The organism is Nocardia seriolae NBRC 15557 (assembly GCF_007990715.1).
Taxonomy (GTDB): Bacteria; Actinomycetota; Actinomycetes; order Mycobacteriales; family Mycobacteriaceae; genus Nocardia; species Nocardia seriolae.
In genome coordinates, this window is sequence record NZ_BJWY01000132.1 from 1 (window position 1) to 20,853 (window position 20,853).

Here is a 20,853-nt window from a genome sequence, read left to right on the forward strand (position 1 = left end):
GGACACTAGAATGTAATCGGGGTGGGGATCCCGAGATGAAAAGCCGCGCAGCAGACCGCAATTGCCCGTATTGCCGGAGCAGGCCGGTCTGTGTGATTGCAGATTCGTGAGCCGTCTGGAGATTGCAGAATGAAGAAGACGATCGTGGATATCGACGCCGCCGTTCTCTACCTGCGGGTATCCGGCGAACGCCAGACTCACACGGCCGTCGATATCGACCCCGACGGACTGTCGATCCACACTCAGCGCGAGAAGGGGACCGCGAAGGCCGACAGTCTCGGCGCTCAGGTGGTGAAGGAGTTCGTCGAGCCGGGCAAGTCCGCAAAGACTCTCTCCGGCCGCAAGGCGTTCGGGGAGATGATCGCCTACCTGCACGATCATCCCGAGATCAAGTACGTGATCGTGTACATGCGCTCCCGCGCGTTCCGCAACCGATTCGACGCCGCGATCGTCCAGGTCCAGTTGCAGAAGATGGGCGTTCGGCTGGTCTCGGTGAAAGAGGACTTCGGCGAGGGCCCCTACGCCGAAGCCATGGAGGGGATGCTCGACATCATGAACGACCTGCAGAACCAACTGCAGGGACTCGACATTCAAGACAAGATGCTGCAGAAGGCCATCAACGGCGGCACCAACGGCTATGCCCGGCTCGGATACGTCAACACCAAAGCCGAGTATGAAGGCAAGTGGTTCAACACCATTGAGCTCGACCCCAAGCGCGCACCGCTGGTCAAGATGGCCTGGGAACTCTACGCCACCGGCGGCTACACCCTCGAACGCCTCGAAGCCGCCATGGCCGACATGGGCCTGACGTGCCGGGCACGCGGCAAGCTGCCCGAGCGTCCCGTCGACGCCAAGCAATACCACCGCATGTTCAGCGAAGACGCGCTCTACTACCTCGGTTTCGTCCTCTACAAAGGCCAGGTATACCCCGGCCGCCACGAGCCCCTCGTCGACCAGGACCTCTTCGACCGCGTACAAGAAGTGCGCAACATGCGCAGCAAACCCGGCCAGCGCGACCGCGTACTCCAGCACTACCTCAAAGGCGTACTGTTCTGCCGTCGCTGCCGCGAGAACCAGCGCACCTCACGCTTCATCTACACCGAGGCCCGCAGCCACACCGGCCGCCGCTACGACTACTTCCTGTGCCGGGCCCGCCAAGACGGCGACTGCGACATGCCCCACCTGCCCGCCGCCCTCGTCGAACAAGCTGTCACGGACAGCTACGCCGCCCTGCGACTGCCCGCCGCGTTCATCACTGAAGTCAACGCCCTGGTCGAATCAGCGCTGTCCGACGAGCAGGGCAGCGTCCGCGCCGTGCACGCCACAACCAAGGCGCGTCTGGCCGACCTCGACGGACAAGAAGAACGCCTGCTCGATCTCGCCGCCGACGGCACCCTCTCTCAAGACAAGATCAAAACCAGGCTCCGCAAGATCCAAGCCGAACGCGCCAAAGCCGAAGAAGGGCTGCTGTCCACGGGAGCCGAACTCGCCGCCGGAGCGGGAGTGCTGCGTCAAGCCCTCGACATCCTGTCCGACCCCTACACGATGTACCGCGACGCCAACGACGACACCCGCCGACTGATGAATCAGACCTTCTACCAACGCTTCTACATCGATGAAGACCTCACCGTCGGCCACGCGCTCAACCCACCCTTCGACGACTTCCACGAAGCCGTCCAGATCAGAGCGAGAGGCGCAGTTCACGTCGCCACGGCGACACCAGCGACCAGAAGAATGACCCGAGGCGAACAACCTGCCCGGGAAACCAAAAATCCCTCACTCGCCCGTGTCTACGCGGTCACGGGTTCGAGTAAGGGACATATTGTGGAGCTAAGGGGACTCGAACCCCTGACCCCCACACTGCCAGTGTGGTGCGCTACCAGCTGCGCCATAGCCCCGTGTTCACTTCTGTGCCAGCGGGGCGTTGCCCTGCTTGCTTGAACGAAGTTACACGACGGGTGGTGAACAAACCAAATCGCCTGGACAAAGGGTGGCGGGGGCGATCTTCTCGAGTTAGGCTCGAACGCATGTTCGATAGCCGAGAGGTGGAGGCGATGGGCGACGAGGAGCTGATCGACGCGCTGCGGCGGGCACACGGGGCGGCGGCGTTTGCGCAGGCGGCGGAAATCACAGCGGTGCGGGAGGTGTATCGCCGGCATCGGGCCGGGAATGCGGCGCCGGGGGCGGGCGGGGTGCGTGCCGGGGAGTTCGCCGCAGCGGAGATCGCGGTGGCGGTGCACGTGTCGGAGGGGGTGGCGGCGGCGCTCATCGATGTCGGGCTGGCGCTGGATTCGCTACCGGGGACCAAGCTGGCGTTCGCGGCCGGGCGGATCGATCTGTCGCGGGTGCAGGTGATCGCGGACTGTTTGCGCGGGCTGCCGCGCGAGGTGCGAGAAAGCTTGGAGCCCAAGCTGATCGACGCTGCGCTGCGCTCGGATCCGGCTCGATTGCGGCAGACCGCGCAACGCTGGGTCGCCCGGCTCGATCCGGAGGGCGAGACCCGCCGCCGGACCGAACGCGAGCAGGACCGCGATGTCCGTATCCGCGCGGTTCAGGACGGTATGGCGGTGTTCGACGGCCTGCTCCCGGCCGCGGGCGCACAGGCCGTGGCCATGCGCCTGCGGGAAATGAGCCTCCAGGTCTGTGACGACGATCCGCGCACCATGGCGCAACGCCGCGCGGATGCCCTCATCGCCCTCGCCGACGGCTCGGGCCGCCTGAGCTGCGGCTGCGGCAAAGGGCTCGACTGCCCCAAAGCCGATGTCCCCGCCACCCCGCGCCGCCCTCTGATCCAGGTCGGGGTCTCCGCCGAAACCCTTCTCGGCCTGCGCGACGACCCGGCCTTCCTGTCCGGCTACGGCCCGGTCGACGCCGCCCTGGCCCGCACCCTCGCCGAACATGCCCGCTTCCAGGTCATTCCCGAATACTTCCCGGACGAGAGCACGACGCGGGAAGCTCGGACCTCGGCGACCCCGCCGACCGCATCGGCTCCGGATCCGGACGCACCCGCCCGAACCGTGGATCCGGCCCGGACCCGCCGAGCGGCGACCGCCGCCGAAGCTCCATGGGAACGCGCGCTGACGGCCCGCGAGCGCACGGCCGCGGCGGCCCACGATGCCGAGCCCACGCCGGGCGTCGACCGTGGCCGCCTCATCTCCGCCCCCGGACCGGCCGAGCCTGCCGCGAAATCCGCGAAAATCGTTGCGGTGCGCCCCTTCTCCAACGCGCCCGCCCGCGAGGTCCGAGCCGTGGACGGCTCCTGCCGCTTCCCCGGCTGCACCATGCCCGCGGCGGAAACCGCCCTGGTCCAGTTCGACCCGTCCCCGGGTCGGCCGGTGCTCCCGCCGAACGCCGCCTACCGCGCGGTCCTGTGCACCCACCACCACCGCCTGAAGTCCCTGGCCGACAAGGGAAAACACCCCTGGCGCGTCTACCTGGCCGACAACGACCGCATGCGCTGGATCGACCCCAGCGGTGAGCCACACGAAACGGTCCGCGAGGGCGCCCGCTACCTCTTCCCCCACACCGACATCGACGCCCCGCCCCGCCCCACCTCACCCCTGCGCGTGGTCCCCGACTTCACCGAATCCCCCACCGCCGGACACCCTTTCACCGCGGACCTGGCCTACCCGATGGAAACCCACACCCTCATCCACCCCCAACTCTCCCGAACCACCCCCGACAACGACATCCCCGACCGAGCCGCCACCCACTGACCCACCCGACCACGGAGCCGGGCCCAGCCCGCCTCCCTCCGAGGGGTGCGGCTCAACTCACCGTTCCCCCGATGGGCCGCACCCCGCCCAGCCCACACCGGCATGCGGTGGCTTACGAAAACCCCCGAACCCCCGTAGGCCACTGCATGCTGGTGAAATGAACGATCTTCCGCCGACCCCCGGCGACCCGCGAGACCCGCTACTCCTCGAACAACGCCGTCAACTCCTGCGAGAACGCCTGCAGCAGTTGCGATCCGACCTCGCCAGCCTCACCGCCGCCTACCGCGACCTACCCGACTCCGGCCTGCTCCTCGACACCCCAGGCACCGGCGCACTCACCACCCCCGCCTACTGCACAGCCGGAGCCGCGGAGGTTTTCGACGAAGCGCTCATCGAGCTGGATGCCGCCGACGATGCCCTGGGCCGCGCAGCCGACTACACCGGCCGCCTGCGCCGCCCCGTCCTGGACTTCTGAATTCCGCTGGGGTTCCGCCTACTTGGCGGCGTCGAGGACCCAGGTCTTGTTGTTGACGTCGATCTTCTTGCCGTCGATGAAGACCGAGGGGGTGGCGGCGCGGCCGTTGAGTTTGTCGTCGAGGGCCTTCTTGGCGGCTTCGGCGTGGGCGCGGCCGGTGTCGGCGCGTTCGCCGGAGGTGATGCATTTGGCGACGTCGGCGCCGGCGCCGGCCTGCTGGGCGAGGATTGCCAGGGCCTTGTTGTCGTGGTCGGGGCCGCCCTCGGTGGGCTGTTCGGTGGTGAACAGGAGGGAGTGGAACTTGGCGTAGACCGGGCCGTTGCCGGCCTGTGCCACACATTCGTTGGCGGCCACGGCGCGGGTCGAGTAGTCCTTGCTCTTGGACTGCGGGTCCAGGAAGCTCACCAGGCGGTACCGCACCTCGATCTTGCCGAGGTCCACCTGCTGGGCGATCTCCTGGCCGTAGATCTTCTCCAGCTGCCCGCAGGCCGGGCACAGCGGATCCTCGTAGATGTCAATGGTTTTCGCATTCGGCTTGCCCAGCACAATGGCGCCGTCGGAGTCCAGCGCCACCGTCACCGCGGGATCGTGCGCCGGGCCGTATCCGTCATTGCGCACCTCGGCCCCGTCGCCGCGATTCCACAGATACAGCGCCGCCACGATCGCCGCCACCACCAGCACGGCCAACCCGGCCAGCGCATAGGTGGTCTTGCTCGACACCGGCCGCGGTGAGTGCTTCGAAGTCGGATTGCTCACCCGCAACACTCTGCACCACACCCCCACCCCCGCGACACCCCACCCCGTCAGACGGGGGCGGTGACAGGTTCCTTGCGGCGCAGGGTTTCAGGCGCGAGCAACCAGATCGCCGAGGCCGAGGCCAGCAGGATCGCGGTGACACCCAGGGCGACACCGTAGGAGACGCGATCGGCGAGCAGGCCGATCGCGTAGGGCCCCAGGAAGGTTCCCAGGTCGGCCGACATCTGGTAGCCCGCCAGCACCGGACCACCGCGCCTGCCCGGGCCGACGATGTCGGCGACCGAGGCCTGCAGGGCGGGCGCGAACATCCCCGACCCGATACCCGCCACGCAGGAGGCGGCGAGCAGCCAGGGCAGGGTCGGGGACAACCCGATACCCGCGGTGCCGAGGGCACAGACCAGGGTTCCGGCGATCAGGAAGGGCTTGCGGCCCAGGGTGTCCGACCAGCGGCCGGACAGGAACAGGACCGAGGCATTGCCGAGCGCGAAGGCCGTCAACGCCACTCCCGCCAGCGCGGCGTCCTGCTTCAGCACCTCGACCACGATCAGCGGCACCAGCGCCATGCGGACCCCGAAAACGGCTGCGCCGTTGCCGAAGTTGGCCCACAGCGCGGCGCGGTAGGCGGGGCGGGCCAAGCCCTCGCGGAAGGTCATGGCCGGTACGCCACCGGTCGGCTCCGGCAGCGCCAGCGGGGAATCCCGCAGCGCCACATAGACGATGAGGCTGGCGATCAGCAGCGCCACGCAATAGATCACGAATGGTGCGCGCAACCCCAGGAACGAAAGCGCACCGCCGACCAGCGGCCCGCTGATCGATCCGATCAGGAAGCTGGTCGAGTACACCCCGGACACCCGGCCGCGCTCGGCGGGCGGCGACATGCGGATCACCAAGCCCAGAGAGGACACCGTGAACATGGTGGACCCGATCCCGCCCAGCGACCGCAGAACCAGCAGCTGCCAATAGCTTTGGGCCAGCGCGCACGCACCGGTCGACACCGCCACGATGAGCAGCCCGGTCAGATACACCGGCCGCTCCCCCAGCTTCTGCAGCAGTCGCCCCGCCATCGGCGCGAAGATCAACCGCGTCAACGCGAACGCGCTCACGATGAACGAGGCCGCCGCCACCCCCACCTCGAAACTCCGCGCGAACTGCGGCAATGCCGGAGCGACCAGTCCGAACCCGATGGCGATGGTGAACGCCGACCCCACCAGCACCCAGATCTCCACCGGCAGGCGACGCCGCCCGGAACCCTCCGTCGCCTTACTCACCGCACCACACCGCTCCACGCCGGGCCGACCCCGCCCCGACCGCCACCGATCCCCTTACCGTCCAGCCGAATCCGCCTGCCCGCCGTCTCCCCCGGCCGACAGCGCGGTAAGTCATTCAACGCGCGTACCCGACAGCGCCTGCCCGACGATCTCCTCCGCGGCCGCCTGCACCTGCGCCAGATGCTCGGGCCCCTGGAAGGATTCCGCGTAGATCTTGTACTTGTCCTCGGTCCCCGACGGCCGCGCGGCGAACCAGGCGTTCTCGGTGGTGACCTTGACTCCGCCCAGGGCCGCGCCATTGCCGCGGGCCCGGGTCTGGATGCCGGTGACGGGTTCGCCGGCGATTTCGGTGGCGGTGATCATGTCCGGCGTCAACGCCGCGAGGCGGGCCTTCTGTTCCGCGGTGGCGGTGGCGTCGACGCGGGCGTAGGCGGGTGAGCCGTAGCGCTTTTCGAGTTCGGCGTAGCGGGTGGAGGGACTCTGCCCGGTGACCGCGGTGATCTCGGCGGCCAGCAGGGCGAGCAGGATGCCGTCCTTGTCGGTGGTCCACACGGTGCCGTCCATGCGCAGGAACGAGGCCCCCGCCGATTCCTCGCCGCCGAAAGCCAGGCTGCCGCTGAACAATCCGGGCACGAACCACTTGAACCCGACGGGCACCTCGTACACGTCGCGGCCCAGCACCCCGACCACCCGGTCGATCATGCCCGAGGTCACCACCGTCTTGCCGATCTTGGTCAGCGCGTCCCACCCCATCCGATTGGCGATCATGTACTCGATCGCCACCGCCAGGTAGTGGTTCGGATTCATCAGCCCCGCATCGGGAGTCACGATCCCGTGCCGGTCCGCGTCCGCGTCGTTGCCGGTGGAAATGTCGTAGTCGTCGCGAATCGCCACCAGCGAGGCCATGGCGTAGCGCGAGGAGGGATCCATCCGGATCCGCCCGTCCGAGTCCAGCGTCATGAACCGCCAGGTCGGATCGACGAACGGATTCACCACCTCGAGCTCGAGGTCGTAGCGCTGCCCGATCTCCTCCCAGTAATCCACGGAGGCCCCGCCCATGGGGTCCGCGCCCAGCCGAATCCCGGCGCCCCGAATGGCGTCCAGGTTCAGCACATTGGGTAGGTCGCCGATGTAGCGATCCAGATAGTCGTACCGCTCCACATTGGTCGCCAGCGCGTGCGCCAGCGAGGTGCGGCGCACATCGGAGAGTCCGGTGCGCAGCAGCTCGTTGGCGCGCGCGGCAATGGCGTCGGTGGCGATGGTGTCGGCCGGGCCGCCGTGCGGTGGGTTGTATTTGAAGCCGCCGTCGCGCGGCGGATTGTGCGAGGGCGTCACCACGATGCCGTCGGCCTGATGCCGGGTGCCGCCGCGATTGTGCCGCAGCACCGCGTGGCTCAATGCCGGTGTGGGCGTGTACCTGTCGCGCGAGTCGATGATGGCGGTGACGTCATTGGCGGCCAGCACCTCGAGCGCGGTGGTCCAGGCGGGCTCGGACAGCGCGTGCGTGTCCCGCGCCAGGTACACCGGCCCGGTAATCCCGCGGGAGGCACGGTATTCCACGATTGCCTGGGTGATTGCCAGAATGTGCGCCTCATTGAAGGCATTGTCCAGACTCGACCCGCGATGCCCGGAGGTGCCGAAGGAGACCAGTTGCGCGGGATCGGCCGGGTCCGGGATCCGGCTGTAGTAGGAGGTCACCAAGTGCGCGATATCTTCGAGGTCCGTGGCCCGGGCCGGTCGTCCGGCTCGATCGTGGGCCATGCTCGCACCTCCCTTCCGTATCGCCTGTGCCCGGCTGGTCATCAGGATCACGGGCGCACCCGGGGGATCATGACGTTCGCCACCGCATAGCTGAAAGCGCCCTCCTCGGCCAATCGAACCGCTTCGTACCCGAACGTGCCCAGTGGGAGAACACTAGCGAATCGATGGCCCACCGCGCGATCCGCCAGTAATGCCGTCACCTCCGCACCCCGTCGAACACCTCGACCGGGGAGAGCGCCACCGTGACCGAATCCAGCAGGTCCGCATTGTTTTCCACGAAGGCCCGCAGCCGCGCGGTGTCATCGATGATCATCACCAGCACCGGCAGCCGCTCGGCCAGATCCAACAGCCGGGTGGTGTGAATACGGGAGGACACCCCGTAGCCCTCGACCCCGCGCCAGACGCTCGCCCCGGCCAGTCCGGCGTCGCGGGCGCGCCGCACGATCTCGTGATAGCGGGGCCGATGCCGATACAGGTCGTCCTCGCCCAGCAGCACCGTCAGCCGCGACGCCGGAACCCAGTGCCGAGCCTGTTCACTCATCGCGTGCCCCCAGTCCAATTAGCCAAATAGTTGCCGATCGGCGTGTTGCTGAGCCCGAACAACAGCTCGGAACTGCGAGGATAGTGCGGCTTGCCCAGAGTTGTCCCATCGGCCTCGAGGAGCCAAGTTGGCGGTGCGCCAGTCGATCAGAAAGATGCTGGTCCAAGGCTTCGGAATCGTCTCGGTATTGGTGGCCGTGATGGCCGCCGCACCCGCGGCGCACGCCGGGGCGATCTACCCGTTTCCCGATGCCGACGGGTTCTACTACGCCGCAGGGAATCTCGGCGGCGCTCAAAACGGCGACGTCCTCAATGCCAGGCTCGTCCCGGCCCATCCCTGGGCCGGTGCGACGGTGTGGCAGATCCTGTTCCGCTCCACCAATTCCGCCGGCGCGCCCATTGCCGCCATGACCACCCTCATCTCCCCCGGCCCCGGGCCCAGGCCGCTGCTGTCCTACCAGCCTTTCGTGAATTCGCTGGGCATGCAATGCGCCCCGTCGCACAGTCTCTTCGACGGCAGCCTCAAGGAGGCCTCCGCCTTTCCGTTGCTGCTGGCCCGGGGCTGGGCCATCGCGGTGCCCGACCACCTCGGCCCCAACAGCGCCTACGGCGCGGCGCGCATGGGCGGCCAGATCGTGCTGGACGGCATTCGCGCCGTGAAGCGCTTCGCCCCGGCCGGATTGGGCGCTTCCCCGGTCGGCCTGGCCGGATACTCCGGCGGCGCGATGTCCACCGGTTTCGCGGCCGCCATCGCCCCGGACTACGCGCCGGAGCTACCCATCGTGGGCGTCGCCCAGGGCGGCGTCCCGGTGAATCCCGGCAAGATGGCCATCGAGGCGGGCGATTCGCCGCAGGCCCTGTTCGGACTCGGCTTCGCGGTGGCCGAGGGCATGGAACGCGAGTACCCCGGCCAGATGCGCCTCGACGACTCGCTCACGCCCTTCGGCTTCTGGATGCGTGACCGCCTCGCCAATTCCTGTGTGGACGAAATCATCTCGGTCGGCGCGAACCACCGCATCAGCGAGGTCTTCCACCTCGGCGCGGAGAACGACCCGACGCTCATCCGCACCTTCCACGAGAACGCCCTCGAGATCGTCCCCGAGCTCATCCACCAGCCCCTCTACGAGTGGCACGGCAGCAACGACCAGGTCCCCCTGGATCTGGCCCTCTACACCGCGGGCCGCTACTGCGCCGCGGGCACCCCGGTCCAATTCGACATCATTCCCGGCGCGGACCACGGCACCGCCATCTTCGGCGGCGCGGCCACCGCCATGAACTACCTGTCCGACCGTTTCGCGGGCCTGGCCCCGCCCAGCAACTGCCGCTGAATCGCGGTAAGCCGGAAAAAGAAGCGGCCCCACTCGCATTCGCGAGCGGGGCCGCTTTCATGCCCGGGATCCGGAACCGTCCAGGGACCGCCGAATGAACCGGCCGGTCAGCTCCAGGGCGCGCCGGGCCTCCGGAATCAGTGGACTCAGGGCCTGGAACACATGGATCTGCCCCGGCCAGTTCTCGAAGGTGCACGCCGGGCCGATCGAGCGCGCCAGCAGCTCGGCATCGGGGGCCAGCGCCTCGGTCCCGCCGACCTGGATGAGGGTGGGCGGCCAGCCCGCCTTGTCGGCCGCCAGCACCTCGACCCGGGTATCGCCGTCGGGCATTCCCTCCGAGAGATACAGGCCCCGAACGATTTTGGGTATCCGCGGCGGCAGCACCGGATCCGGCGAGTCTCGATCGGCGGCCTCGATCCCCCAGCAGGACCACGCGACGACCGGCGAGTACAGCACCCGCGCCGCTGGCATGGGCAGCCCCGCGCCGGACAGGGACGCGATCAGCGCCGCCGCCAGATGCCCGCCGGAGGAGTCGCCCACCACGACGATCTCTGCGGCGGGCCGGGTTTCGAGCAATCCCCGATACACCGCCAGCGCGTCGTCGAAGGCGGCCGGAAAGCGATGCTCGGGCGCCAGCCGATAGTCCACCACCACCGTCGGCACACCAGCGGCCGCGCCGATCCGCGCGGCCAGGCCGCGATGCGAGCGCGAGGATCCGACCACGTAGCCGCCGCCGTGCAGATGCAGCAGCACCCCCGCGTCCGCGTCCGCGCCGCGCGCAGCCACCCACCGCACCGGCACCCCGCCGATCCGCTCCAGCCGCTGACGGGTGCCCGGCGGCGCGGGGTACCCGACGGCGTCGAACAAACGCCGCGAGATCCGGATGGTGAACGGGCGCAAGGGAAGACGTTCGAACATCGGCCGCATGGTCCGGGCCGAGGCGCGGGCGAGCGCGGTGGCGCGTGCACTGGGCCGCACGTTCCCGGGGTCGGCCCCGCTCATGCCGGGCGGCCCGGCCCGGCGGGCACCGGCGCGACATCCCGATTCCCGGAGTGATACTCGGGATTGGGCACGAACCCGGAGGCCAGCGACATGCGATTGGTGAACGCGTACATCGCTGTCAGCTCCACCACATCGGCGATCGCGTCGCCGGACAATCCCGCGTCCACCAGGGGGTACGCGTCCGCCGGAGTCACCTCACCCGGGTGCAGCGTGAGCTTCTCGACGTAGGCGCAGATGGCCGCGCGACGGGCGTCCAGCCCGGCGTGCCGCCAGTTGATCGCGATCCGGTCGGCCGTCACCGCACCGACCTGCGCCCGCAGTGCGTACCCGTGCGACACCGCGCAATACGTGCAGCGGTTGAGCCCGGAGACCACCACCGCGATCATCTCGCGATCGGCCGTATCCAGCTCCCCGGTGGGCGTGACCACCAGCTGATAGTGCGCGAGCCAGGCCGAAAAACGGTCCGGCCGCCGCACATAGCCCAGGAACGCGTTGGGCACGAAACCCGCCAGCGCCCTGATCTTTTCGAACAGCGGCCGCAGCGCGTCGGGGACATCGTCCTCGCTCGGCTGTGAAAACACGGTGTGGCCGTTCATTTCCGCTCCCATCCCACCCTGCGCCGGTCATTAAATTGACCGTGTCGATCACTATAATGACCTCACATGGAAGCGCAACCCCCGATCGCCGCCGACGCGGCTCCGACCCGGCCGCCGCCGTCTGCGACGATCGAGCCCATGTCGTCCCCGAATCAGATCGTCGGCCGCAATGTGGACCGCCTGCGCCGCCTGCGCGGGATGTCGGCCTCCGAGCTGGCGCGGCGGGCCGGGATCGCCAAGGCCACGGTGCTGGCGATCGAAGCGGGCAGCGCGAATCCCACCGTCGAAACGCTGCACGCCCTGGCCACCTCGCTTGAGGTGACGCTCCCCGACCTGGTCACCGAGGACACCGCGGCCCCCACGACGGAGATCCGCCGCGCGGCCACCGATCCCGTGCATCGCCTGGGCGAGACCGCTGTTCGCCGCCTGACCACCCTGTACGGGCCGCAACTGGTCTACGTCTTCACCGTGACCGTCGACGGGAACGGCACCCACACCGCCGCGGCCCACGAAACCGGCAGCGTGGAATGCCTGTACGTGCTCTCCGGCATCGTCACCGCCGGCACCGACGAGGACCGGGTCGAACTCGGCCCCGGCGACTGGATCCGCTTCCCCGCCGACCGCCCGCACTCCTACCGGGCCGGGAACGGCGCGGCGCAGGCACTACTCGTGGTGGCCCGCAACGAGATACCTGAGGCAGGCGAGCACTGATACCCCATCGCACAACGGCAGCGGCCCCACTCCGTCGGGAGCGGGGCCGCTTTCGATTCGAATCTCAGTGCGCCAGAACGGGTTCCCCCTCGGCGGGGACCGGTACCTTGTTCGGCATGACGATCCCGGTGATCACCGCGCCGACCACGAAGATGGCAGCGGCCCACCAGAAGGTGGTGGTGTAGCTGCGCACCGCCGCCTCGGCCAGCACCGCCGGGGACGGCGGAACATGGCCGGACACATAGTCGCTGAAGGCCGTCGAGGCCAGTGTGCTCAGCAGCGCGGTGCCGATCGAGCCGCCGACCTGCTGACTGGTGTTCACCATGGCCGAGGCGACGCCCGCGTCCCGGTGGTCGATCCCGGAGGTCGCGCCGGAGAACGCGGTGGACATCGCCATACCGAGACCCAGACCCATGAGGATCAGGCTGGGCAGGATGTGGCTCGCGTACGCGGTGTCCACGCCGATGCGGGTCAGCAGCGCCATTCCCAGTGTGGCGAGCAGGAATCCGCTCACCACGGTCACCTTCGGACCCACCCGCGGGATGAGCAGCGCGGGCACCGTGGTGGAGGAGGCGATCATGCCCGCCACCATCGGCAGGAAGGCCACACCGGTGCGGATCGGCGAGTAACCCAGCTGCTGCTGCATGTAGTAGGTCAGGAACAGGAACATGGCGAACATGCCGATGCCGATGGTGAACACGGTGACGTAGGACGCGCCGCGGGTCTTGTCCAGCACCACGCGCAGCGGCAGCAGCGGATGCGCGACCCGCTGTTCCAGCCACGCGAACACACCCAGCAGCACGACACCGCCGATGAGGAAGAACAGCGTCACGCCATTGGTCCAGCCGTCGGATTCGGCATGCGAGAAGCCGTAGACGATCCCGAACAGCGCGGCGGTCACGGTCAGCGTGCCCGGCAGGTCCAGCTTGGGCCGCTCGGTGGCGGTGTGCTTGGCCAGCAACATAATCGCGCCGACCAGCGCGACGGCCGCGAAGACCAGGTTGACGTACATGACCCAGCGCCACGAGGCCCACTCGGTGAGCGCGCCGCCCAGCAGCAGACCCAGCGCGCCACCCGCACCGGCGATCGCGCCGAAGATGCCGAAAGCCTTTGCACGCTCGGCCGGTTCGGTGAACGTCACGGTCAGCAGCGAGAGCGCGGCGGGCGCGAGCAGCGCCGCGAACACACCCTGCGCGACGCGCGACCCGACCAGCACCTCGAAGTTCCCGGCCGCCCCGCCGACCGCCGAAGCGACCGCGAACCCGACCAGTCCGGTGATGAAGGTGGTCCGCCGCCCGAACAGATCCGACAGCCGTCCGCCCAGCAGCAGCAGACTGCCGAAGGCCAGCGCGTACCCCGTGATGACCCACTGCCGATCGCCATTGGAGAAGCCGAGATCGGCCTGGGCGTGCGGCAGCGCGATGTTCACGACGGTCGCGTCCAGCACGACCATCAACTGGGCCACGCCGAGTACGGCGAGCACCCACCAGCGCAGTGCGTGCGAGCCGCGCCGACCGGTCGGGGCCGCGACATCTTTTTCGAGTGCTGTCGTCGGGTCTTTCTCGAGTGCTGTTGTCATGGTGGTTTTCCTCGTCCCCTAGGATTAACGGAGAGCCCGTCTCCGCTTTCATTGAAGCTACCAGCAAAACGGAGACAATCCCTCCGGATAATCCCGATTCCTGTTAGGATTACGGTGTGAATCACGTCACCACCGCGCCCCCACCTCGGCGTCTGCGCGCGGACGCCGCCCGCAATCAGCAGCGCATCATCGCGGCCGCCCGCGAACTCTTCGCCGATCGCGGCCTGGAGGTCACCCTCGACGATGTGGCCGAGCGCGCCGGCGTCGGCGTCGGCACGGTCTACCGCCGCTTCGCCAACAAGCAGGAGCTCATCTCCGAGGTCTTCGACCAGATGGTCACCGAGCTGGGCGGGGCCGTGGATTTGGCGCTGCACCATCCCGACCCCTGGGAGGGCCTGGTCGAGCTGTTCGAGTACTCGTGCCGGCACATCGCGGTCAACCGCGGCTTCGGTGAGGTGATCCTCGAATTACACGACAGCATGGAACGTTTCGTATGCATGAAGGACCGCATCCGGCCCGGCATGCAGGCGGTCATCCAGCGCGCCAAGGACGCGGGTGTGCTGCAGCCCGACATCGAACCGGCTGATTTCTTCGCCATGGTGAACATGGTCGACGGCATCGCGGGCTTCGCCCGGCCGGTCAATCCCGATGTCTGGGAGCGCTACATGGCGCTGATTCTCAATGGCGTCCGCGGCGACGACGTGCCGCGCATGCCGCTCACGCAACCACCCTTGACCGAGGACGAGGTGGAACGCGCGAAGGCCGCGGCGTGCCCGCCGCGCAAACGGTAGCGCACATCACAAGCGTGTTTTACAGTTGGTCGTATGACCAACTCTTGGGTGAACTGGGCCGGAGATCAGCGCTGTACTCCGGCATCCGTTGCCGAACCGAGCTCGCCCGAGGAAGTCGCGGCAGTACTCGCACAGGCCGAGGCGAACGGCCACACCGTCCGGGTCGCCGGGTCCGGCCACTCCTTCACCGACGCCGTGCTCACCGACGGCACGCTCATGCGCCTGAACAAGATGGACAAGATCCTGCGCGTGGATCGCGCCAGTGGTCTGGTCCGCGTCGAGGCGGGCATCACCCTCAATGCCGCCAGCAATGCGCTGCATCCGCTGGGCCTGGCCTTTCCCAATCTCGGTGACATCGATGTGCAGTCGATCGCGGGCGCGACCGCGACCGGCACCCACGGCACCGGGTCCAGGCTCCAGAACCTCTCGGCCGCACTGCAATCGGTGGAACTCATGCTCGCCGACGGCAGCCGGGTCGAGCTCGACGAGCAGACCGACCCCGACGGCTGGCGTGCGGCCCGGGTCAATGTGGGCGCACTGGGCGTGGTGACCGCCGTGACCCTGCAGATGGTGCCGTCGTTCGTGCTCGAGGGTGTCGAGCGGCCGCTGCCCGTCGAGGAGATCCTCGACGATCTCGACTCCTACGTCGACGGCAACGAGCACTTCGAGTTCTACATGTTCGCCCACAGCCCCCTGGCGATGACCAAGCGCAACAACCGGGTCGACCTGCCCGAGCAACCGCGCGGCAAAGCCATGGACTGGCTCTCGGACATCCTCATGACCAACTACACCTTCGACGCGCTGTGCCGCCTGACCCGCCGCCGCCCCGGCCTGATCCCCGTGATCCAGCGCGCCGCGGCCTACGCCGGTAGCTACCGCCGCCAGGTCGAGCGCTCCTACCGGGTCTTCGCCAGCCCCCGCCTGTTCCGCTTCACCGAGATGGAATACGCACTGCCGCGCGAACATTCGATCGACGCCATCCGCGAGATCAAGGAGGTGGCCAAGCATTTCGACACCGCCATGCCGATCGAGGTGCGCTGGGTCGCCGCCGACGACGCCTTCCTGTCCCCCGCCGGCGGCCGCGACACCTGCTACATCGCCGTGCACCAGTACCAGGGCATGGACTACGAACCGTACTTCCGCGCCTGCGAGCGGGTCTTCGACCGCTACAACGGCCGCCCGCACTGGGGCAAGCGGCACTTCCAGACCGCCGACACGCTGCGCGAGCGCTACCCGGACTGGGAGAAGTTCGCCGAGGTCCGGCGGCGCTTCGATCCCAAGGGCCGGTTCACCAACGCCTATATCGAGCAGGTGCTCGGTCCGGTCGATTGACGGGGTCCGGTTGCGTGACAAACCCGCGCAAGTTGGACAAACGGACTAGTATCGGTTGCTGAATGATCGCTGTAACTACCCCGAGCGTGACCAACGTAGGGAGGTTCCGATGTCTTCTTTCGGCGACATGATGAACGAGGCCGGCGACAAGGCCAAGGCCGCCGCCCAGGACGTGGGTGACAAGGCACGCGAGGCCGCCGACAAGGCACGCGACGACATGCAGCACGCGGGCGACGAGGTGAAGGAGAAAGTCGGCGGCTTCATGGGCAAGATGAAGGACAAACTGGGCGGCGGATCGAAGTAGAGGACGCCGAGACCATGCCGACGAATGACGAATTCGACGACAACGCCGAACGTCTGGCCGACGACCTCCGCACCACCGCCGGCGACTTGACCACCGACCTCGGGGTCACCGCCGCCGACCTGCGGGAGCGGGCCGAGGCCGCCGCCGGGCAGCTGGCCGAACGGGCCAGCGGCGCCGCCGCCGAACTCGCCGACCGAGCGCAGAACGCGGCCGCCGATCTCGCCGATATGGCGAAGGCATTCGCCGACAAGGTGACTCCCGAGGATCTGCAAGGCACGCTGGAACAGGTGCGGGCCAATCTCGACCACGCCGCCCAGGATGTGCTGGCCGCGGTCAACGAGATCGTCACCGCCCTGAAGAACAAAGCGGGCGGAAAATAGTGCGAACCACCGATTCCGGGCCGACCGGCCCGGAATCGGTTTCCGTCCATCATCGGGCGGCGGTGGCCCCCAGGGTCTTCTGGCCCGCCGCCATCATCGTGACCGCCTTCACCGTCTACGCCATCGTCTTCCGCGACACCGCGGCCCGGCAGGCGAAGGCCCTGCAGGACAATGTGATCGGCGGGTTCGGCTGGTACTACATCGTGATCGTGACCCTGTTCGTGGTGTTCGCGATCTGGCTGGGGCTGGGACGCTTCGGCGACATCGCCCTCGGCGACGACGGCGAAAAGGCCGAATACTCGCTCGGCGCTTGGCTTTCCATGCTGTTCGCGGCGGGCATGGGCATCGGCCTGGTGTTCTGGGGCGTGGCCGAGCCGCTGTTCCACTACGAGGATCCGCGCCCGGGCGTCGGGTCCACGCCCGCCCAGCGCGCGGATTCGGCCATGGTGCAGACGTTTCTGCACTGGGGCATCCATCCGTGGGCCATCTACGTGGTGGTCGGCCTGGCCATCGCGTACTCGATCCACCGCAAGGGCCGTCCGGTATCGATCCGTTGGTCGCTGGAATCGCTTGCGGGCGACCGCATCCGGGGCTGGCGCGGCGATGTCATCGACGTGGTGGCGGTGATCGGCACCGTCTTCGGCGTGGCCACCTCGCTGGGGCTGGGCGTGCTGCAGATCTCGGCCGGGCTGAATTATCAAGGCTGGCTGCACGAACCGGGCAAGGGCTTGCAAGTGGTACTGGTGGTCACGGTCACCGCGCTGGCCACGGTCTCGGTGGCGACCGGCGTGGACAAGGGCATCAAGCTGCTCTCCCAGGCGAACATGGGCGCGGCGGGCCTGCTGCTGCTCTACGTGCTGATCGCCGGTCCGACCCTGTTCATCGTCAACGACCTGGTCCAGAACCTCGGCCAGTACCTGCAGACGCTGCCGAGGATCAGCCTCTACACCGGCGCGACCGAGGGCCCGAACGGCACCTCCTGGACCCAGCAGTGGACGGTCTTCTACTGGGGCTGGTGGATCAGCTGGGCCCCCTTCGTCGGCGTCTTCATCGCCCGAATCTCGCGCGGCCGCACCGTCCGTGAGTTCGTGGCGGGTGTGCTGCTGGTCCCGACCGTCCTGACCTTCGTCTGGTTCGAGGTCTTCGGCGGCGCGGGCCTGCACCGTGAAATGTTCGGCGGCGGTGGACTGGTCGGCCCCGACGGTCCCGATCGCGACAGTTCCCTGTTCGCCCTGCTGAACACGCTGCCCGGCGGCTCGGTCACCGCGGGCCTGGCCGTGCTGGTGATCGTCCTGTTCTTCGTCACCTCCGCCGATTCCGGTGCGCTGGTGGTGAATATGCTGTCCTCGGGCGGCAATCCGGAACCCCCGACCTGGAGCCGCGCCTTCTGGACCTGCGCGCAGGGCGCGGTAGCGGTGGCCCTGCTGGTCGCCAGCGGCTCGGGCGCATCCGCCCTGACGACCTTGCAAACCGTGGCCATCCTCATCGCGCTCCCCTTCAGCGTCGTCATGCTCGCCATGTGCGTGGCCCTGGTTCGGACCTTCCGTGCCGAGGCTGTCAAGCAGGGTGCGCCGATTGCGCGCGAGGGTCGGGTAAGCCCTTAAACTCCCATCCGGAACATAACGAAATCGTCTCGGATTGGATCTTCAGCGTCATGCTCAAGGGTTTCAAGAACTTCCTGATGAGGGGCAATGTCCTCGAGTTGGCGGTTGCGGTCGTGATGGGCGCAGCGTTCACCGCCATCGTCACCTCGGTGACCAAGGGCGTGATCGAACCGCTGCTGGCGACCCTCGGCGGCAACCGGGAATACGGTCTGGGTTTCCAGATCATCTCCGACAAACCGTCCACCTTCGTGGCGCTGGGCCCGATCATCAGCGCCGCGATCAACTTCCTGTGCGTGGCCGCGATCCTCTACTTCGTGCTCATCCTGCCGATGAACACCCTCATGAAGCGCCTGAACAAGTCCGCCGAGACGAAGGCCGATCCGACCGAGCTGGAACTACTCACCGAGATTCGCGATCTGCTGGCCAAGCAGAACGCGAACAAGTAGTCGACACCCCCTCGAGTAGTCTTAGCCAGGTTGTTGCCAACGGCCGACGCGAACCACTACTCGAGGAGGAAACGAATGGCACCCGCCCCGGCGAGCCGGTGGGCCATGCTCGCGGTGCTCTGCGCGAGCCTGCTGCTGGTGGCGATGGACGCCACGATCCTCAATGTCGCGCTGCCCTCGCTCATCGATTCCATGGAACCCAGTCCCATGGAACAGCTTTGGATCGTCGACCTCTACGGCCTGGTGCTCGGCGGCCTGCTCATCACCTGCGGCGCGATCAGCGACCGCTACGGGCGCAAGCGGCTGTTCCTGGGCGGATTCCTGCTCTTCGGACTGGCCTCGGTGGTGGCGGCGACCGCGACCGCACCGGCGCAACTGATCGCGGGCCGCGCGTTGCTGGGCGTCGGCGGGGCCATGGTGATGCCGTCCACGCTCTCGCTTATCCGCAATATCTTCACCGATGACAAGGAACGCACCCTGGCCATCGGCATCTGGGCCTCGGTGGCCGGGGGGCGCGGCCATCGGCCCGCTGGTCGGCGGCCAACTGGTCGAGGCGTTCGGGTGGTCGGCCGCCTTCTGGCTGAACGTGCCGGTGGTGATCGTCACCGTGGCCGCCGGGCTGTGGCTGCTGCCGGAATACCGTGCGCCGCAACACGGCAGCCTGGACTGGACCAGCGCGCTGGTGTCGGTGCTCGGCATCGTGGCGCTGGCGTGGGGCATCAAGCATGTGGCCAAGGGCGATCCGGCCCCGATCGATCTGGTGATCATGCTCGCGGCCTTCGTGCTGCTGGGCCTGTTCGCCTACCGCCAGCTGAAGTCGCCGGATCCGCTGCTGGATGTGCGGCTGTTCAAGAACCGCGCCTTCACCGCCGCCGCCCTGGCCACCCTGCTGGCCATGCTCGCCATCGGCGCGGCGCTGTTCCTGATCTCGTTGTGGCTGCAGTACATCCACAGCTACACGCCCTCGCAGGCGGGTGTGCGCACGCTGCCCGCGGCCATCGCCACCCTGCTCGGTTCCCTCGCCACGCCCTGGCTCATGCCGCGCGTCGGCGTGCGCTTCCTGATGGGCTTCGCCCTGGGCGCGCTGGCGGTCGGTTTCGCGGTGCTGGCCGCGATCCCGACCACCGCCTACCCGCTGGTCGCGCTCATTCTGGTCTGCCTGGGCATCGGCGACGGCGTCGCCATCACCACCGCCGCCGCGGTCCTGGTGGCCGCAGTCCCGCCCGAACGCGCGGGCCAGGCGGGTGCGGTCGAGGAGACCAACTACGAGCTCGGCATCGGCCTGGGCGTGGCGCTGCTGGGCAGCATCCACGGCCGCCTGTTCACCGAGCACATGACCGGATTGCCTTTGCAGGGCGAGGATCTGGCCGACGCCGAGGGCTCGGTGGGTGGCGCGGTCTATGTCGCCGGCAAGATCGGCGGCCCCACCGGCGATCAGGTGCTGAGCATCGCCCAGCACGCCTTCGACTCCGCGCTGACCACCACCTCCTGGATCTCGACCGCCATGGTGGGCACGGTCGCGGTGCTCACGGTGATCCTGGTTCCGCGCGGCTTCAAGGCCACCGCCGCGCACTGAGCCCGTTCGAACACGTCGAGCCCGGTTACGCCAGTGAGACTTTGAGCTGCGCCAGCCCGGACCGAATTCGCGCCTTCACCGCGGGCAGCCCGATCCCCAGCCGATCCGCGACCTGCGCATAGGTCAGCCCGCCGTAGAACGCCAGCATCACCGACTCCCGCTGATGCGGCGTCAGCGTCGCCAGCCCCCGGCGAATCGCCCGCTCCTCCTGCCGCCGCAGAATCTCCTCGGCCACCACATCGGTCGCCGGCCGGTAATCGCAGACGCCCCAACGGTGTTCGTGCCCCGCCGCGCTGCACTCACGCCGCACCCGGTCCACGGCCTGATGGTGGGCGAGGGTGGTGAGCCAGGTCAGCGCATTGCCGCGGGCCGGATCGAACCCGCCCGCGCTGCGCCAGACCTGCAGGTAGACCTCGTGACACGTCTCCTCGGCATATCCGGTGTCGCACACGATATTCAGGACCCGCGAGTAGATGAGCCCCCGGGTACGGCGGTAGAGCTCCTCGTACGCGGCCCGGTCGGCGACGGCGATCCGGCGTACGAGCTGATCGAATTCTCTGCCCCGGCCGGTACGGCGGACGGCGTCGGAGACAGTGGAAGGGGTACGGGAGACAGCGGAAATTTGCGATGCACGTGAGGAATTCACGATCGCCCCCAGATCGACGGAGTATCGGGCACAGCTAGTACT

Annotated in this window: 21 protein-coding genes, 1 tRNA gene and 2 pseudogenes; 13 read left to right on the forward strand and 11 right to left on the reverse strand. The window is 68.2% G+C overall.

The genetic code is table 11. The features are described from left to right. Window positions 1–129: 129 nt before the first annotated feature. Window positions 130–1,206 (forward strand): annotated as a pseudogene (locus NS2_RS38570) (recombinase family protein); the annotation flags it as partial. Window positions 1,207–1,278: 72 nt separating this feature from the next. On the opposite strand, the gene NS2_RS29555 reads toward NS2_RS38570, so the two are convergent. Then, window positions 1,279–1,668 carry a hypothetical protein gene (locus tag NS2_RS29555; protein WP_143161223.1) on the reverse strand — a complete coding sequence of 130 codons (390 nt, stop codon included), beginning with the start codon at window positions 1,666–1,668 and terminating at the stop codon, window positions 1,279–1,281. Window positions 1,669–1,825: 157 nt separating this feature from the next. Then, window positions 1,826–1,898, reverse strand: a tRNA-Ala gene (locus tag NS2_RS29560). Between the two features lie 129 nt (window positions 1,899–2,027). On the opposite strand from NS2_RS29560, the gene NS2_RS29565 reads away from it, so the two are divergent. Both NS2_RS29565 and NS2_RS29570 read left to right on the forward strand, forming a co-directional pair. Beyond that, window positions 2,028–3,716 carry a DUF222 domain-containing protein gene (locus NS2_RS29565; RefSeq protein ID WP_082062745.1) on the forward strand — a complete coding sequence of 563 codons (1,689 nt, stop codon included), beginning with the start codon at window positions 2,028–2,030 and terminating at the stop codon, window positions 3,714–3,716. A 157-nt stretch (window positions 3,717–3,873) separates the two neighbouring features. Continuing rightward, a complete protein-coding gene (locus tag NS2_RS29570; RefSeq protein ID WP_033090613.1) occupies window positions 3,874–4,191 on the forward strand; it encodes a hypothetical protein in 318 nt (105 codons plus the stop codon). An 18-nt stretch (window positions 4,192–4,209) separates the two neighbouring features. On the opposite strand, the gene NS2_RS29575 is transcribed toward NS2_RS29570, so the two are convergent. The 4 genes from NS2_RS29575 to NS2_RS29590 all read right to left on the reverse strand — a co-directional run bounded on the left by NS2_RS29575 (window position 4,210) and on the right by NS2_RS29590 (window position 8,517). Beyond that, a complete protein-coding gene (locus NS2_RS29575; RefSeq protein WP_045439520.1) occupies window positions 4,210–4,947 on the reverse strand; it encodes a DsbA family protein in 738 nt (245 codons plus the stop codon). Between the two features lie 47 nt (window positions 4,948–4,994). Next, a complete protein-coding gene (locus tag NS2_RS29580; protein WP_045439533.1) occupies window positions 4,995–6,215 on the reverse strand; it encodes an MFS transporter in 1,221 nt (406 codons plus the stop codon). Between the two features lie 111 nt (window positions 6,216–6,326). Next, on the reverse strand, window positions 6,327–7,976 hold the full coding sequence (pgm, locus tag NS2_RS29585; protein ID WP_033090614.1) for a phosphoglucomutase (alpha-D-glucose-1,6-bisphosphate-dependent): 1,650 nt from the start codon (window positions 7,974–7,976) through the stop codon (window positions 6,327–6,329). Window positions 7,977–8,172: 196 nt separating this feature from the next. Further along, window positions 8,173–8,517, reverse strand: a complete 345-nt coding sequence (locus NS2_RS29590) for a DUF190 domain-containing protein (protein WP_033090615.1) — start codon at window positions 8,515–8,517, stop codon at window positions 8,173–8,175. A 133-nt stretch (window positions 8,518–8,650) separates the two neighbouring features. Here NS2_RS29590 and NS2_RS29595 point away from each other — a divergent pair, with 133 nt between their 5' ends. Further along, window positions 8,651–9,844, forward strand: a complete 1,194-nt coding sequence (locus NS2_RS29595) for a lipase family protein (protein WP_228102962.1) — start codon at window positions 8,651–8,653, stop codon at window positions 9,842–9,844. Between the two features lie 57 nt (window positions 9,845–9,901). Here the strand turns inward: NS2_RS29595 and NS2_RS29600 are convergent, their stop codons facing one another. Both NS2_RS29600 and NS2_RS29605 read right to left on the reverse strand, forming a co-directional pair. Further along, window positions 9,902–10,762, reverse strand: a complete 861-nt coding sequence (locus NS2_RS29600; RefSeq protein ID WP_161789515.1) for an alpha/beta hydrolase — start codon at window positions 10,760–10,762, stop codon at window positions 9,902–9,904. Between the two features lie 80 nt (window positions 10,763–10,842). Continuing rightward, window positions 10,843–11,442, reverse strand: a complete 600-nt coding sequence (locus NS2_RS29605) for a peroxidase-related enzyme (protein WP_033090626.1) — start codon at window positions 11,440–11,442, stop codon at window positions 10,843–10,845. A gap of 66 nt (window positions 11,443–11,508) precedes the next feature. Here NS2_RS29605 and NS2_RS29610 point away from each other — a divergent pair, with 66 nt between their 5' ends. Then, window positions 11,509–12,153, forward strand: a complete 645-nt coding sequence (locus tag NS2_RS29610; RefSeq protein WP_052086931.1) for a helix-turn-helix domain-containing protein — start codon at window positions 11,509–11,511, stop codon at window positions 12,151–12,153. 64 nt (window positions 12,154–12,217) lie between these two features. Here the strand turns inward: NS2_RS29610 and NS2_RS29615 are convergent, their stop codons facing one another. Next, window positions 12,218–13,732, reverse strand: a complete 1,515-nt coding sequence (locus NS2_RS29615; protein WP_033090616.1) for an MFS transporter — start codon at window positions 13,730–13,732, stop codon at window positions 12,218–12,220. 116 nt (window positions 13,733–13,848) lie between these two features. On the opposite strand from NS2_RS29615, the gene NS2_RS29620 reads away from it, so the two are divergent. From NS2_RS29620 to mscL, 6 genes are all read left to right on the forward strand, one after another. Then, a complete protein-coding gene (locus NS2_RS29620; protein WP_033090617.1) occupies window positions 13,849–14,523 on the forward strand; it encodes a TetR/AcrR family transcriptional regulator in 675 nt (224 codons plus the stop codon). 33 nt (window positions 14,524–14,556) lie between these two features. After that, window positions 14,557–15,855, forward strand: a complete 1,299-nt coding sequence (locus NS2_RS29625; RefSeq protein WP_033090618.1) for a D-arabinono-1,4-lactone oxidase — start codon at window positions 14,557–14,559, stop codon at window positions 15,853–15,855. Window positions 15,856–15,964: 109 nt separating this feature from the next. Beyond that, window positions 15,965–16,159 (forward strand): hypothetical protein, encoded by a 195-nt coding sequence (locus tag NS2_RS29630; RefSeq protein ID WP_143161222.1) that lies wholly within the window; start codon window positions 15,965–15,967, stop codon window positions 16,157–16,159. A 14-nt stretch (window positions 16,160–16,173) separates the two neighbouring features. Next, window positions 16,174–16,539, forward strand: coding sequence for a hypothetical protein (locus tag NS2_RS29635; protein WP_033090619.1), 366 nt, complete (start codon window positions 16,174–16,176; stop codon window positions 16,537–16,539). Window positions 16,540–16,601: 62 nt separating this feature from the next. Continuing rightward, window positions 16,602–18,143 carry a BCCT family transporter gene (locus NS2_RS29640; protein ID WP_081986277.1) on the forward strand — a complete coding sequence of 514 codons (1,542 nt, stop codon included), beginning with the start codon at window positions 16,602–16,604 and terminating at the stop codon, window positions 18,141–18,143. A gap of 50 nt (window positions 18,144–18,193) precedes the next feature. Further along, entirely contained in the window at window positions 18,194–18,589 is a 396-nt protein-coding gene (mscL, locus tag NS2_RS29645) for a large conductance mechanosensitive channel protein MscL (protein WP_033090620.1), read from the forward strand. A gap of 56 nt (window positions 18,590–18,645) precedes the next feature. On the opposite strand, the gene NS2_RS37975 is transcribed toward mscL, so the two are convergent. Then, window positions 18,646–18,798: a hypothetical protein gene (locus NS2_RS37975; RefSeq protein WP_228103008.1), complete on the reverse strand. Its 153-nt coding sequence runs from the start codon at window positions 18,796–18,798 to the stop codon at window positions 18,646–18,648. Between NS2_RS37975 and NS2_RS38575 the strand changes: the two are divergent. Together NS2_RS38575 and NS2_RS29650 are read left to right on the forward strand one after the other, a co-directional pair. Next, a pseudogene (locus NS2_RS38575) lies at window positions 18,734–19,036 on the forward strand (MFS transporter); the annotation flags it as partial. The gene NS2_RS37975 and the pseudogene NS2_RS38575 sit on opposite strands and share 65 nt — an antisense overlap. 13 nt (window positions 19,037–19,049) lie before the next feature. Continuing rightward, entirely contained in the window at window positions 19,050–20,165 is a 1,116-nt protein-coding gene (locus NS2_RS29650) for an MFS transporter (RefSeq protein ID WP_327128552.1), read from the forward strand. A 25-nt stretch (window positions 20,166–20,190) separates the two neighbouring features. Here the strand turns inward: NS2_RS29650 and NS2_RS29655 are convergent. After that, window positions 20,191–20,853 (reverse strand): sigma-70 family RNA polymerase sigma factor (locus tag NS2_RS29655; protein WP_261772323.1); only part of this gene is annotated, 663 nt, incomplete at its 5' end.